This window comes from Kocuria sp. U4B (genome assembly GCF_054875615.1).
The window spans coordinates 3377421-3392223 of record NZ_CM142180.1 but is presented as its reverse complement, the minus strand read 5'-3'; the positions used below and the strand labels follow the sequence as shown (position 1 = coordinate 3392223).

The window sequence follows — 14803 nt, the reverse complement described above, 5'->3', positions numbered from 1 at the left end:
GGCGCCCCTGACGTGCGGGGACCAACGCCACCGACCCGGGGAGCGCAGATGACCGAGAACGCGACGACCGGAGGGCTGCCCGCTCCGGGGACCGCGCCCCTGACCGACCCGTCGCGGGAGGCCTCGCGGGCGGTGGCCGCCGGTGCCCGCAGCGCCTCCCGCCGGTCGAGGAGCCGGCGGCTGCTCGTCCAGGCCGGGGTGCTGGTCGTGGTGGTGCTCCTGTGGTGGCTGGTCACGGCACTGCAGCTCGTCCCCGCCCTCTACCTGCCCTCCCCCGGTGCCGTCCTCAACGCGTTTGTGCAGGCGAACTCGTGCCGGCCGATCGCGGAGGGCCTGTCCCGGACCGTGTGCGGCGAGCAGAACTACTACCTGTGGGAGCACATGGTCGCCTCCCTCCAGCGGATCGCCGTCGGCCTGGGCACGGCCGTCGTCGTGGGCCTAGCGGTGGGCTTCCTCATGGGGTCGTCCCGGTGGTTGCAGGTGGCCTTCGAGCCGTACCTGAACTTCCTGCGGGCCCTCCCGCCGCTCGGCTACATCGGCCTGCTGATCGTGTGGCTGGGCATCGGGGACGCGTCCAAGAACGTCCTCCTGTTCCTGGCGGCGTTCCCGCCGATCGTCATCGCCACCGTCCAGGGCGTGGCCGGCGTGCCGGCGGACCGGGTCAACGCGGCCCTGTCCCTGGGGGCGTCCAGGGCTCAGAGCATCCGGTACGTGATCCTGCCCTCGTCCCTGCCGAGCATCCTCTCCGGCGTGCGCCTGGCGGCCGGCTTCGCCTGGACCACGGTCGTGGCCGCTGAGCTCAACAACGGCATCCCGGGCATCGGCGGGCTGGCCTACCTCTCCGGCACCCAGCTCAACACCCCGCTGACCATCGCCTGCATCATCACGATCGGCATCGTGGCGGTCGCCCTCGACGCGCTCATCGTCCGGATCAGCCGCTCGCTGGTCCCCTGGCAGGGAAAGGCCTGACCCATGACCCTCTCCTGGAAGCGGCCGCTCGCCCTGGCGGTGGTCCTCGGCGCGGTCGCCGCGACGACGGGCTGCGTGGAGTCGGGCCGCACGGTGCACCCCGACGCCGTGCAGGCCGCCGCGCAGTGCCCGGTGGAGCCCGATCCCTCCATCACCACCACGGCGCGCATCGCCTGGCAGGCGATCCCCAACGGCGACCTCGCCGTCAAGGACCTGCGGATGCTGGAGACCTGCATGCCCAATGCGGACATCACCTGGTCGAAGTTCGACTCCGGCGGGGACGTGGTGCAGGCCTTCGGCGCCGGCTCCGTCGACATCGGGCTGATCGGCTCCAGCCCCGCCGTGCGGGCCGTCTCGCCGCCCCTGGACATCGACCTGCGCGTCGTGTGGCTGCAGGACGTCATCGGCGCGGCCGAGTCCCTGGTCGTGCGCGACGCGTCCGTCACCTCCATCGAGGGCCTGGCCGGGAGGACGGTGGCCGTGCCCTTCGGGTCCACCGCCCACTACTCGCTGCTCAGCGCGCTGCGCGAGGCCGGGGTCGACCGCGAGACCGAGCTGATCAACCTCGCCCCGGACAAGATGATCGCCGCCTGGCAGCGCGGGGAGATCGACGCCGCCTGGGTCTGGGATCCCACGCTCTCCGAGCTGCAGGCCAGCGGCTCGACCGTCCTGACCAGCGCCGAGACCGCAGAGGCCGGCTACCCCACCTTCGACATGGAGGCGGCGACCGCCGAGTTCGTCGAGCGCAACCCGGAGTTCATGCTCATGTGGACGACAGTCCAGGACTCCGCGGCCCGCAGGCTGGCCGACGGCGACGCCACCACGATCGACTCCCTCGCCGTGCAGCTGGGCCTGTCCCCGGACATCGTCCGGAAGCAGATCGAGGGCCTCACGTACCCCGACGCCCGGGAACAGGCCGACCAGTACTTCGGCGGCACCCTCGGCGGGGTCCTGGCGGACACGGCGGACTTCCTCGTGGACGCCCGGGAGATCGACGGCACCGCCCCTCCGGAGACCTACCAGCAGATGCCGTACCCGGACGCGATCGAGGAGGTGGCGGCCCGATGAGCCAGCCGACGGACAGCAGGAGCACCGGCGCGACCGCGGTGCCGGCGGGCACCGCACCGTGGCAGGGCACGCCCACCCGGGAGCTGGTCCTCGACGGGATCAGCCACCACTACGTGGCCGGCTCGGGCGACGTCGTGCACGCGGTGGCGCCGACCGACCTGCACATCCCCGGGGGGCAGTTCGTCTGCGTCGTGGGACCCTCCGGGTGCGGCAAGACGACCCTGCTGAAGGTCCTGGCCGGCTTCCTCGCGCCCTCCGCGGGCGAGGCCCGGTACGGGGACCAGGTGATCACCGGCCCCTCCCACGAGCGCGGCGTGGTGTTCCAGCAGGCCAACCTCTACCCGTGGCTGTCCATCCGCGGCAACGTGGAGCTCGGGCCGAGGTTCCGGAAGGTCCCCAGGCAGGAGCGCGCCGCCCGCGCCGCCGAGCTGCTCGAGATGGTGGGGCTCTCCCAGTTCGGCGAGGCCAGGCCCTACGAGCTCTCCGGCGGCATGCAGCAGCGCGCCCAGATCGCCCGGGTGCTCGCCAACGAGCCGCAGGTCGTGCTGATGGACGAGCCCTTCGGCGCGCTCGATGCCCTCACCCGGGAGCGCCTGCAGTCGGACCTGCTGCGCATCCAGCGGAAACGACGCCAGACCGTCTTCTTCATCACCCACAGCGTCGAGGAGGCCGTGTTCCTCGGCGACCGGGTCCTGGTGATGAGCCCGCGGCCGGGCCGGATCCTGCTCGACGAGCGGGTGGACCTCGCCTCGACGTACGGACCGGACGTGGGCCCCGAGATGAAGTCGACCCCCGAGTTCATCGCGATCCGGGACCGGGTGGCGGCGGCGATCCAGGTGTCCTGACGGCGGCGTGGAGCAGGGCGGGTTGCTCCGGCTGGACCGTGCATACGGTCGAGCGACGCCGCGAGCGCGTCCCGATCCACCGGCGGCCGTGGAATCCGGCCACACCTGGACGATGTCGTTGCCGACACTGCCTCCCTGGCGTTCTGCGGGTTGAACGCCCAGTAATGGCGGCACTCGGTGAGCACGCGGGCGAAGTGCCCGGGGACGGCTCGAGCACCTGCGTTGCACCGCCCGCGGAGAGGGGCAACTGCGTGGTTTCCAGAACACGGACCAGTTCCTCGTCCCGCCGTCCGGGGCGACCGGTCCGCGAGCCGAGGGTGAAGTCGCATCCTCCGGACGGTCATTGGTAGATCGACGACCGCGCCCATCGTGGCGGCACATCGCTTGTCACCCCACAACACCGGCCCGGCAGGCCGTCGAGCCATGGACAGTGCTGCCCGATGCCGTCAGGCCGATGATCGGCGGCTAGACGACGATGTCGTTCCCGACGCTGGCCTTCAGCAACTTGGCCGATGAATGCCAGCACCCCCTCCCCGGTGACCGAAGGCAGGCACCGCCCCGAGGGCGACGTGGGCGGTGACGACCGCCCACTCCGAGGATCGCGGCTGCCGGTCCGACCCGCCAGCCCTCGAAACGCGCTCGCGCTGCGCACCTTGGTGCAATGGTGTGCTTGGCGATGACGGCGTCGCGGTAGGAGCCGACGTAGAGGTTGCCGCCGTCGACGATCATTCCCTCGAGGTGGCATTGCAGATCCGCCGCCGGAGCGGGCGAAGGAGCCTGTGGACACGTTGATCGAGGGCACCCCGCCCAGGGGTATCCCCCGCACAAGGGGAGGTTCGTGTCCGGGTCCACCACCATCGACCCGGTGTCGGGGTGGCCGGCACACCGGTGTGGATTGCCGCGCTCGATCTCGCTCCGGTTGTGGAGTACCACGGTGCCGGACTGGAGCTCGATCGTCCCGTGACGGCTGGAGGTGAAGTTGGCCGCGTCGTGGAGACGTGTCGTAGACGGACCGGACCGCCGAGCCCGCCGCTGGATCCAAACGTGTTCCTCGTGCGGGGCGGTGCCCACGACAACTGGGCTGCTCCGGATCAGGCGGCCGTGGTCCAGACCGCCTTGCCGGAGACGTAGTGGGCGGTCACTCCCTTGGAGAAGCGCTGCACCAGCTCGGAGCCGACGTAGTGCTCGTCCTCGACGGGCCAGCCCCACCCTTTCTCTCGTCCTGCCGCGGCCCAGGACTTGCCGATGGCCCGGAACTCCTTCACTGCGAACGTGCCGTGCGTAGGTGTCGAGTAGACGCTGGTGACGCCCCGTCCCACCTTGCTGAACACCTGGTAGGTGCCGCCCGTGAAGGACGTCTCATCGGTCGACGGCAGTCCGTAGCCGTTGTGGGCGTTGCCGTCAGCGGTGAACTTCTTGCCGATGGCGCCGCTGCTCGTCACCGCGTGCGCGCCCAGGGCGGAGGACCAGTAGATGGAGGTGGCCTTGCCGTTGCGGAAGAACTTCTGCAGGAGGCCGGACTCGGTGGTGAGCGTTTGCTGCGGTCCTTCGGGGTAGCCGAGCGTGCTGGCACCCCCCAGGGCCGCGTACTTGGTCCTGATGGCCTCCGGGCTCGGCGAGAGGTCCATGCGCAGCTTGACCAGGTCGTTGCCCACGGTCACCCACATCGCGTTCTGGGCGTCGAAACCGATGTGCTGGTTGGCGCCGGTGAGCACCGTACCGGACTGTCCGGTAGCGGTCTGCAGCACGCGCACCACACCGCCGGTGAGGTGCACCAGGCGCGTGGTTCCCGGGATCTGGGCGAGTTCGACGGCATGCCATCCCACCTGGCCGGTGCGCGTGCTGAGCACGAACGTCCGCAGCGGCACGCCGTCGGACGCGCGCAGCTCGACGACGGAGTTCGCGGTCGCCGCGTACAGCTTGCCGTTCATCAGGATCGGCCCGTAGACGTCCTTGACTCCGGTCAGGGCCCGCGTCCACAGCACCTTGCCCGTGGGTGCGTCGGCCGCGAAGACGACCGCATCCCCCGCGTAGACGTCCGAGCCGTAGCCCCCGAGGCACGAGGTGGTCCCGTAGACGGTGTTGCCGGAGCCCACCAGGCCCACGATCGAAAGCTCGGGAATGATCCTGTTGTAGACGGTGACAGATCCGGTGGCCCGCTCGATGGTGCCCAGCGCCCCACCGCGGTACCCGTACTCGGGCACCGTGCCGAAGACGACGTGCGACGTGGTCGAGGCCCATGCATACGGACGGGACTGCTTGTGGGAATCCCCGAGTTCGGCCAGTTTTTGGTACGCGGTGGAACTCGCGACCCCGGCGGCCTTGTCGTGCTTGACGATGACCGCCGAGCCGTAGGACCCCACGTAGAGGCTGTCCTGGTCGACGACCATTCCTTCCGCCTGCTCGATCCTGGACGTGGATGCCGAATGGGCGAAGACTCCGGTGGCCAGATTGGTGGCACACAGGCCGTCCCCGCGGTAGCCGCCCGCGTAGGCCGTGTTGGCACCGGGGTCGATCACCATGGACTGGGTGGCGAGGGGTCCGGGCACCACCTGGTAATTGACCCGGCTCAGCGCTGATCCCGACGTGCTCCTCCGAGCAGCGGACAGCTCCGACGGTCCCTGCTTGAACAGGTAGACGGTGCTGTCGCCCAGAGCGGTGACTACCGTGATCCGGTCCGGCACGGTGGCCACCGTCTGCGCCACCATCGTCGCGTCGCCGGGACGGAAGCGCTTGAGGTACGAATAGGCGTTGACGTAGACGTATCCGGCGTCGTCCGGCTCCGTGATGGAGCGACCGCAGATTCCCGCGGGGGATGCCCCCCAGGTCCGGGCGACGGTGTCGTAGACCGAGACAGCCTCTCCACCTGCTTCTTTCTCCGTCCAGACGAAGACCTTCCGGCCGCGAGCCACGACCCCCAGCACGAAGGTGTTCGGGACCCGGTTGGGGATCGTCACCCGGACGGAGGCCGACGGCGTGTCGACGCCGATACGGAACAGGTCTGGATCCGCGGTGCCCGTCCCGGCCCACACAACCTTTCGGTCCGGGGACATGCTCAACTGGCGGACGTATTGATTCCCCGTCCCCAGCCGGGGCGTACGAGCGAGTTCCGCGCCCGTGGCAGGATCGAGGCACACCGCGACACCGGCGGGATAGGTCCCGGCCCACAATCGCCCCTTGTAGTCGAACTTGAGATCGTAGAAGCTCGTCACACCGGCCGGAGCCGCGTCGACGCGGCGAACCGTCTTGTTCGGCACCGACACGACCATCAGGGCCGTGCCGGATGGAACGTAGATGTTCCCCTTCCCGTCGTGGGCGAAGGTGTCCGCTGCCTTGACCGGCGTGGACGCCTTGTAGTGCAAGACGCCCGTATCGGCATTGAAGACCTGGATGGTGTCCGTCGCGTTGCCCGTGTTGAGGGTAACCGCGTAGCGCGTGGTCCCGACGGTGACGATTCCGACGCCGCCCGCCCCGGTGAGCGCGAAGCTGCGGAACAAGTTGCGGTGGCGACCGACAATGGTGCCCGTCATCCCGAGCGGTGCGGCTGGCGCCTGCTTGCCAAACACGGTGGCAGCTTCAGCCGACGCAGCGCCGATCGTCGTCGTTGCGGTGGCCACCGCCGCTGCAGTACCGAGCGTCACCCCGCCCTTCAGAAGGACACGCCGCGAGACGTTCCGCGGTCCCCTGGTGCAGGGTTCACCGCCCTGGAGTGTCTTGCCACAGCCGGAACGGATAGTGCCGTCGAGGGGAAATTCAAAGGGGAAAGGGTGACGTCGCACGTCATTCTCCAGAATCACAGATGAAGCGCCGGACGGACGCATACGGATCGGGCGTTTCGGGGGGGTACCTAAGTTATGCATATATATCTTTTTGCAGTTGTTAATTCTACGACCTACCCCGGATTATGTCGAGGACCCGACTTCATCGAGCGACCCGTCCGTCGTTTACGGCGCCGAAGTGATCGTCCGTGCGACACGCATACGGCACCTCGACGGAACCTCATGGCTATGCGACGCGCCCTGGCCTGACAGGCACCAACACACCGATCCCTTAGACTGAGTTCGCAGTTGCACGCCTGCGAGCTCCCCCGGTTCTCGCTCCCCCCGAACAGGCGGTTCTCTCATGCCCATAATCATGCCGATCTACGGAACACGCCCCGAGGCCATCAAGATGGCCCCGATCGTGAAGGCGTTGCAGGACTCCCCCGACTTCGAGTGCGTGGTCACCGTGACCGGCCAGCACCGGGAGATGCTTGACCAGGTCAACGAGATCTTCGACATCGTGCCCGATCACGACCTAAACATCATCCGTCCGCGCCAGACGCTCAACGGCATCCTGACACGCACGGTGGAGGGCCTCGACGCCATCTTCGAGGAGAACGCTCCGGACGCCGTCGTGGTCCAGGGCGACACCACCACTTCGACCGCCGGGGCCGTTGCCGCCTTCTACCGCGGCATCCCCGTGATCCACGCCGAGGCCGGACTGCGCTCCTTCAACTTGCTCTCCCCGTTCCCCGAGGAGGCCAACCGCAAGCTGACCTCTCAGATCACCTCCCTGCACCTGGCACCGACTCCCACGTCCAAGGACAACCTGCTGGCGGAGTCGATCACCCGCGAGGACATCGTCGTCACCGGCAACACTGTCATCGACGCCCTGCTGCACACCGTGGAGAAGCAGCTGCCCTTCACCGACCCGGCTCTCGAGGACATCGCCGCCTCCGGGCGCAAGGTCCTGCTGGTCACCGCCCACCGCCGGGAGAACCAGGGTGAAGCCATGCGCGGGGTGGGCCGGGCCCTGGCCCGGATCGCCGAAGCCGAGCCGGAGCTGATCATCGTGCTGCCTGCCCACCGCAACCCTGTGGTACGCGAGGCGGTTCTGCCCGCCCTGGAGGGCAAGCCCAACGTCGTGGTCACCGAGCCCCTGGCCTACGGCGAGTTCACCCGCATGCTGTCCGTGGCCCACATCGTCCTCACCGACTCCGGTGGGGTCCAGGAGGAGGCGCCCTCGCTGGGCAAGCCCGTACTGGTGATGCGCGAGAACACCGAGCGACCTGAGGCCGTCGACGCCGGCACCGTCAAACTCATCGGCACCGACGAGGAACGCATCGTCACCGAGGTCGACACCCTGCTCAACGACCCAGCCGCCTACGCCGCGATGGCCAATGCAGTCAACCCCTACGGAGACGGCAAGGCCGCCGCGCGCACCCTGGCCGCCCTCGAGGCGATGTTCGGCCTCGGAGAGCGGGCCGCCGACTTCGCCAGCTGAGCCACAGGGAACGGGACTGGCCCGCCATCCCGTCCACCGATCAGCCCGCATCACACCCGAGGACGCCCCGTACCATGACCGATGCCCCCTCCACCGTCCTGCGGCTCGAGGACCTCGAATCGTTCGAGGCCGCATCCCTCGAACCCGAGCGGCACCACCGCATCGAGGTGGTGACCACGCAGACGGTCCTGCCCTTCCTCGTCGTGCGCAAGGCGCAGGCGGATGCCGTCGTGGTCATGCACAACGGCGCCGTGGACCAGGACCTGGCCCAACAACGTGTAGTTTTCCAGCGCTCCAGCTGGAGCAGTCAAATCCGGCACCACCAGATCTACTTCTACGATCCCGCCACGGGAGGTCCGGACCACCTCTCCCTGGCCTGGGGCCAGCTGAACAAGGAGCACTGGGTGGCCCCGGAAGCCGCCCAGGCGGCCCGCTCCCTGTCCTCCGCCCTCGGCTGCCCGGATCCGGATGCCCGGTTGCATTACGGGTCGTCTGCTGGCGCGTTCATGGCCATGGCCCTGCTGGCGATGGACCCGGGATCCCGGGCTCTCATCAACAACGCCCAGTTTGACTGGACGAGGTGGATGCCGATGGGAGTGAATCCGCTCCGGAGAATCCGCTTCAACAACCTTCTCCCCACACAGCTCCGGGCCCAGTACCCGTTGCGGACCAACGTTCTGAAGCTGATCGCCGACCGCGGCTCCCCTCTCCGCGTGGACTACCACGTCAATCTTGGTTCGAAGCACGACCGGCTCATCGACTACCCGATGTTCCACGAGTTCCTTATGAACCACGCCGAACTGGTGCGGGACGTCACTGTCCATCCTTACTTCGATGAGGCCACTGGCCACAATCCGCTGTCCCGGGATATGACGCTGCGCATCATCAATTCCGCCGGATCGCACAACTCTGCGCCCGTCGACTGAGAGGAATGGGCTGACAGCATGAAGATCACGGTTCTGGGCACGGGCTACCTGGGGGCCACGCACGCCGCGTCGATGGCGGAGATGGGCTTCGAGGTGCTGGGGCTGGACGTCGACCCGGCGAAGGTCGACGCGCTGTCCCGCGGCGAGCTGCCGTTCCACGAGCCGGGTCTGGGCGAGCTGCTGCGCAAGCACGTCGGCACCGGCCGGCTGCGCTTCACCACGAGCTACGAGGAGGCCGGGGCCTTCGGCGACGTCCACTTCGTGGGCGTGGGCACCCCGCAGCGCCCCGGCGGGTTCGCCGCGGACATGCGCTACGTGGACGCCGCCGTCGGCTCGATCGCCGCCGCCGCCACGCGCGACTGCGTGATCGCGGGCAAGTCCACGGTCCCCGTCGGCTCCGCCCGGCGCCTGGCCGACCTCGCGAAGGCCTCGGCCCGGGCGGGCGTGAACGTGGACCTCGTGTGGAACCCCGAGTTCCTGCGCGAGGGCTACGCCGTGGAGGACACCCTCTCCCCGGACCGGATGGTGCTCGGCGTGGACGGCGGCGCGGGGGAGGCCGTGATGCGTCAGGTCTACTCGCGCCAGCTCGGCGCGGGCGTGCCGCTGATCGTCACCGACTACGAGACCGCCGAGCTGGTCAAAGTCGCCGCCAACGCGTTTTTGGCCACGAAGATCTCCTTCATCAACGCCCTGTCGGAGCTCACCGAGGTCGTCGGCGGGGACATCCGCACGCTGGCCGACGCCATCGGCCTCGACGACCGGATCGGGCGGAAGTTCCTCAACGCCGGCGTCGGCTTCGGCGGCGGCTGCCTGCCCAAGGACATCCGGGCGCTGCGCGCGCGGGCCGCCGAGCTGGGCGTGGAGCAGTCCGTGCGCTTCCTCGCCGAGGTCGACGACGTCAACGTCCGACGCCGCGAGGCCACCGTCCAGGCCGTCACCACGATGCTCGGCGGCTCCGTGGTCGGCAAGCACGTGGCCGTGCTCGGGGCCGCCTTCAAGCCGGACTCCGACGACGTGCGCGACTCCCCGGCCCTGGACATCGCCGCACGCCTGCACTCGATCGGGGCCGAGGTCGCCGTGTACGACCCGAAGGCGAACGCCAACGCGGCCCAGCGCTACCCGCGCCTGGACTACGTCGACTCGCTGGAGGCCGCCGTCACGGGCGCGGAGGTCGTCGTGCTGCTCACGGAGTGGGCCGAGTTCAAGGCGATGACCCCCGAGCAGCTGGACCCGCTCGTGGCCGCCCCCCAGATCCTCGACGGGCGCAACGTCCTGTGCCCGGAGCGCTGGGAGGCCGCCGGCTTCACCTACCGGGCGCTGGGCCGCCGCGTCCATCATAAGTATTAAAATTTAAAAAACAAATACCGAAAGGACAAGAAAAAATGGCAGCACATGCAAAACTGATCGCCTCCGCAATTTTTTTAAGCTTTATCACTAGTTGCGCGGCCGGGACAGGTTCCATCAACGCGGAGGGAATCACCCCCAGGTCCGATCAAAGTACTTCAGCAGAAGGCTTCAGCCCTACAAGCATTCGCAAAAGACTGATTGAACAGGGGCTTGAGTGCAGGGGCACTCAAGAAAAGCAATACGAAATTAATCGCTCCATACATTGTGATGCAGATATGATTATTAGCGTATACAATACCAGCCAGGACTACGAAGCCGCGGTCAAGTACCACAAATCTCAACAAACCGCCATTGCGGGGCAAAAACCTTGGCTTCTAATTTCGGAAGACCCGAAGCGCCTTGAGTTCTATGCGAAAAAGCTAGACATTCATACTGAATAGCAAACTGGCACAATATGAGCGCCTTGATGCGCTATCATCGACTCTGAAAGCCAAATCTTACCCAGCAACCAAAGGCCCAAAACGATATGTTCAACGCGCCCGTGTATTTGACGCACCACGCCTCTTCAGAACGCTTTCGTGATAGCGTCACCCACTCGCTCGTACAAGTACATGGAGCTACCACCTCACCGATCAACAAATCGGCACTGCAGGCCGTCGCAATACAGGGCGTAGCAGTATTTGGCTCTCGAGTAATATTTGATATTCATGGCCTGCAGGAATACGTGAACCAGTTTAAAAATATCGAAGATTTGGTAGCAGGAGCCTCCAACGTCAGAGGCTCCGTCTGCTACCAGGTATTCGACTCACGGACGAGTCAGTATGCGCTTCTAAACGACCCGCTGGGCGCCGGAATTTACTTTCGATACAAAACTCCTGAACTTCGAGCCATATCTTCACATACGCGGCCCCTGCGAGACGTGATTAGTGCGATGGGCATCACCGTCAGACGTAACCCTGCTTACGCCGCAGCTGAGCTGCTCACCGGCACATCCTGCTATGGATCAGATACACCTTATGAGAATGTAGATGCCATTGCCCCTGGGCACTGTATTGTTTTAGATGCAGACGGTGCAGTGTCTACCATGTCTTACGGCACAAACGAAATGATTGAAAATGTTTCTGAATGGCAATATGGTGAACTACTTGATTTAGCACATCATGAGATTGGTCAGAACTTCAAAGCACTAACCGAGGTTCACGGACTAACGAAAATATCTGATTTAACAGCTGGTTTTGATTCTCGTCTAATTCTCGCAGGATTGATGAGCACGAATCAACATCATGATTTCTACTACCATTGCATGAAGGACACATCGGACTGGTCCATTGCTAGCCAGCTTGCGCATGAATTTGATCTCAACATTACCACTTCTTACGGGAACTCGCTTGCTAGGCAAATGCCATACAACTATCGGGAGCAAAAACTATTTTTGTCTCACCTTTCCGACGATGTACTTACGCACAGCTACGCGTCGCGCTTCCACCCTGGCAACGTCGTGGGCCTCCAGGGCGGATACGGCGAAACATTCCGTACCTTTAACTCGGTTATTTGGACTGATGGACCTGATTCGGCGGACCTATTCGCTTACTCACTTTGGCGATGGGCCGACTTCCCCGCAGCAGAGGAACGAGCCTCGTCGATTTACGCACCTCAACTGCTCGACGAGGTTACCAATAAGGCCAAAGGCGCGCTGACACAGTCCATATCCACTGGCCTTGGTGCAGATGCGGCAACAAATTGGTTGTACTTAAAAGGCCGAAATCGATACTGGATTGGGCAAAACTCATTTTATAATTCCGCTATTAGAATCCAACTTGATCCGTTGTACTCTGTGGCAGGCGCCGCCGGATCGTTACGTCTGCCTTTTTATGAACGTCGGGCCAATTTTCTCGGACTGGACTTAATGCGTCGATGGCAGGAACGGCTGGCATCGCTTCCTTTTGATAAGGAAAAAATTTCCCCGCTTTATGAGAAAAAGAGGGCAACGATAACCAGGAGTAAATTTAAGTGTCAAAGTTACACTGATATACAAACTGTAGATCCGGAGCCTCAAGGCCGCATGCAACCCGTGGTGCAGTATCATGGAATTACGGATAAACCTAGCCATGGCGACCGGGAAACAGCCAAAGCATTAGGCATAAGTCCCCTTGTATTGCAAGGTTTGTCAAATTACCGGAGAGTCGCAATTGAAGCACTTAATGAGACTCCGGCCTTACAGCAGGTGTATAACGTGGCAAATTGCACACGCCTTCTGTCTAACCCCTTCAACAACTCAGATTCCGCGAAACGCGCTGATAAACTGTTAACCGCCCTTATCAGGTCCCGCTCCATATAATTTTTTCAGTATGAATAAGCACGACTTAATATGGCAAATATCGCTTAGTGGGCATCCCGCTTTTCAAGTTCACCTCAAGCGTTATGTTTTTCGCCCTGATTGCCGTCTGTAGTTGTTTCTTTTACCGCGAGACGATTCAAGTTTTTCCAACGCGCGGGCAGCGAGCAATGATTTAACATGGTCAGTGATGCAGCAGCTAGGACCGGTCCTGATTCGCTGCGCTGTTCGGAACTGAATTTTTCGAACGCGCAGGAGCGCGCTTAGAGGTCATTTCAGAGTAGATTGGCCATAGCCCTTGAGCGCTGATCGTGTGCTCAGTGAGGCTGTCGGCCATGACGGTGATCTCGTTGTGGGGTCGAGCCAGACGTTGTTGCCCACACACACACATGCACCCGGGACGCATACCCGCTGTTGACCGGGCCACCCTGGCGATGGACCGTGTTTGTACTCAAGTCCGGGTTCGGCTGAAACCAGCTACCGCGAGACTTACTGGGCGTTTGAAGGAGTGACGTGCTGGCGGCGGTTACGGAACTGGACCGAGGCCGAGGTCTGCCGACAATGTACAAACTGCTGCTGGCCGATGTGGGAGCGGCGGGAGCGCTGGAGCTGGACCGATGCTCGGTGGACGGCTCCTGCGTGCGGGCCCTCGAGGGCGGACCAAGCCAGCCCCAGACCAGAGTCGATCGCCGTCGGCCCGGCTCCAAGCATCATTTAATCGTCGACGCGAATGGCGTGCCTCTGCAGGTGACCGTCACAGGCGAGAACCGCAACGACGTCACCCAGTTGCTGTCGCTGGTGGACGCGTTTCCACCGATCCGCGGGTCGGGGCCGGCCACCCACTAGCCGCGGGAGGTGTTCGCCGACCGTGGCGACGACCTGGACAAGCACCAACGTAAGCCGCGAGCCCGGGGGATCACCCCGCGCATTGCCCGACGCGGGGTTTCTCTCGGTTCCGGGCTCAGCGGGCACCAATGGGTGGTGGAGCGCGGCTTCGCCTAGCGCCACGGCTTGAGGAGGCTCCACACGCGATAAGAGCGCCGCACTGGCCTCCCCCTCGGACTGTTGCAGCTGGCCTGCGTGCTCATCAGACACTGAGATCTCACCGCATTATGGAATTAGTTCCTATACCATGCTCCGGCCCTACATCACAAGTTGTTGACTCGTGTGCTTTGTGGCTAAAGCCTTCCTAGAAGGTCCATTTGCTTCCACACCCTTCCAACTCCGACTTTGTTGAAGTCGGTGCATGTAATAAGTCGTATTTCGGCTTAGACTATGCCTATGACAACTTACCCCCCCCTTATTCTAGCAATTGGAAGCTGTCGCATCTTGCGTCCCCTCCGCCGTCTTCACGCACAGGGAGCCGTCCGGCTATTCAACTATGACGACCATATGTGGTTCACGCATACAGCCGCATCAGCGCGTAACTATATTGACATCATTCAGGGACGTGTGGAGGTTCCTAACGAGCTACGTGAAGCGACCCTTGATTCACACATAGATTTCGGCCCGAATTTATGTGCTGATTCTGTAAAAGCAGATGCTGTGGTGGTGGAGGTCAGTACATTAAAAGAGCATGTTGTCGGCGATGTACACGTGAATGCGCATAAAGTTTATGGGATCGCTAAGAAGTTGGGAATTCCCCATCATCCCATTATTCAAGGGGACACGAGGGCGCTTCCAGATTATCATCCTTTGAAGTCGATGCGGGTGCATTACGCTAGTAAAGAGGAAGTAGCTATCGATTTGCTATATATCATTCAGCGGCTCCAGGCTCCCATGATGACTGTCAATAATCTATATTCGTTGACAGCAGAAGGCACACAGGTGCCAGAACGAGTGCGTCTCAGTTCAACCCTGGAGGACATTGAGGCCGCACATGGGATACCCTTTTTTGATACGAGCAGCATAATCTTGCAACATGGCTTGGAAGTTGCCCTGGAGGACCAAAATCATTATCGCAGGAATTTCGAGCCTGTTGTTGCCGAGGCACTGTATCGCGGCGTTCTCCATTTGATGCACCGAAATGCATGACGATCATTCGAAAA

10 protein-coding genes and 1 pseudogene are annotated in these 14803 nt (G+C 63.8%); 10 read left to right on the top strand and 1 reads right to left on the bottom strand.

Annotated features, from left to right (window positions below):
• The first annotated feature begins 48 nt into the window (after positions 1-48).
• From ACYSMR_RS15760 to ACYSMR_RS15750, 3 genes are read left to right on the top strand one after another with little or no spacing between them, the layout of a single operon-like run.
• Positions 49-969, top strand: coding sequence for an ABC transporter permease (locus ACYSMR_RS15760; protein ID WP_461746436.1), 921 nt, complete (start codon positions 49-51; stop codon positions 967-969).
• Positions 970-972: 3 nt separating this feature from the next.
• Complete coding sequence (locus ACYSMR_RS15755; RefSeq protein ID WP_461746434.1) at positions 973-2037, top strand: taurine ABC transporter substrate-binding protein; 1065 nt, start codon at positions 973-975, stop codon at positions 2035-2037.
• Entirely contained in the window at positions 2034-2882 is an 849-nt protein-coding gene (locus tag ACYSMR_RS15750) for an ABC transporter ATP-binding protein (protein WP_461746432.1), read from the top strand. The genes ACYSMR_RS15755 and ACYSMR_RS15750 overlap by 4 nt, the downstream gene beginning before the upstream one ends.
• Positions 2883-3973: 1091 nt before the next feature.
• On the opposite strand, the gene ACYSMR_RS15745 is transcribed toward ACYSMR_RS15750, so the two are convergent.
• Complete coding sequence (locus ACYSMR_RS15745; RefSeq protein ID WP_461746430.1) at positions 3974-6523, bottom strand: hypothetical protein; 2550 nt, start codon at positions 6521-6523, stop codon at positions 3974-3976.
• A gap of 481 nt (positions 6524-7004) precedes the next feature.
• On the opposite strand from ACYSMR_RS15745, the gene wecB reads away from it, so the two are divergent.
• The 7 genes and pseudogenes from wecB to ACYSMR_RS15710 all read left to right on the top strand — a co-directional run bounded on the left by wecB (position 7005) and on the right by ACYSMR_RS15710 (position 14789).
• Entirely contained in the window at positions 7005-8147 is a 1143-nt protein-coding gene (gene wecB, locus ACYSMR_RS15740; RefSeq protein WP_461746428.1) for a non-hydrolyzing UDP-N-acetylglucosamine 2-epimerase, read from the top strand.
• 74 nt (positions 8148-8221) lie between these two features.
• Entirely contained in the window at positions 8222-9073 is an 852-nt protein-coding gene (locus ACYSMR_RS15735; RefSeq protein ID WP_461746426.1) for a hypothetical protein, read from the top strand.
• Positions 9074-9091: 18 nt separating this feature from the next.
• The gene (locus tag ACYSMR_RS15730) at positions 9092-10420 is read left to right on the top strand and encodes a UDP-glucose dehydrogenase family protein (protein ID WP_461746424.1); all 1329 of its coding nucleotides are present in this window, start codon (positions 9092-9094) and stop codon (positions 10418-10420) included.
• 35 nt (positions 10421-10455) lie between these two features.
• Positions 10456-10860 carry a hypothetical protein gene (locus ACYSMR_RS15725; RefSeq protein WP_461746422.1) on the top strand — a complete coding sequence of 135 codons (405 nt, stop codon included), beginning with the start codon at positions 10456-10458 and terminating at the stop codon, positions 10858-10860.
• Between the two features lie 101 nt (positions 10861-10961).
• Positions 10962-12758, top strand: a complete 1797-nt coding sequence (locus tag ACYSMR_RS15720; protein ID WP_461746420.1) for a hypothetical protein — start codon at positions 10962-10964, stop codon at positions 12756-12758.
• 374 nt (positions 12759-13132) lie between these two features.
• Positions 13133-13787: pseudogene (locus ACYSMR_RS15715) on the top strand (transposase); the annotation flags it as partial.
• Positions 13788-14036: 249 nt separating this feature from the next.
• Positions 14037-14789, top strand: coding sequence for a hypothetical protein (locus ACYSMR_RS15710; protein ID WP_461746418.1), 753 nt, complete (start codon positions 14037-14039; stop codon positions 14787-14789).
• Positions 14790-14803 lie beyond the last annotated feature (14 nt).

Bases quoted from the DNA above. Each gene is read 5' to 3' on its own strand.
- ACYSMR_RS15710 (WP_461746418.1), top strand. From the start codon at position 14,037: ATGACAACTTACCCCCCCCTTATTCTAGCAATTGGAAGCTGTCGCATC.
- ACYSMR_RS15725 (WP_461746422.1), top strand. From the start codon at position 10,456: ATGGCAGCACATGCAAAACTGATCGCCTCCGCAATTTTTTTAAGCTTT.
- ACYSMR_RS15735 (WP_461746426.1), top strand. From the start codon at position 8,222: ATGACCGATGCCCCCTCCACCGTCCTGCGGCTCGAGGACCTCGAATCG.
- ACYSMR_RS15750 (WP_461746432.1), top strand. From the start codon at position 2,034: ATGAGCCAGCCGACGGACAGCAGGAGCACCGGCGCGACCGCGGTGCCG.
- ACYSMR_RS15755 (WP_461746434.1), top strand. From the start codon at position 973: ATGACCCTCTCCTGGAAGCGGCCGCTCGCCCTGGCGGTGGTCCTCGGC.
- ACYSMR_RS15730 (WP_461746424.1), top strand. From the start codon at position 9,092: ATGAAGATCACGGTTCTGGGCACGGGCTACCTGGGGGCCACGCACGCC.
- ACYSMR_RS15760 (WP_461746436.1), top strand. From the start codon at position 49: ATGACCGAGAACGCGACGACCGGAGGGCTGCCCGCTCCGGGGACCGCG.
- wecB (WP_461746428.1), top strand. From the start codon at position 7,005: ATGCCCATAATCATGCCGATCTACGGAACACGCCCCGAGGCCATCAAG.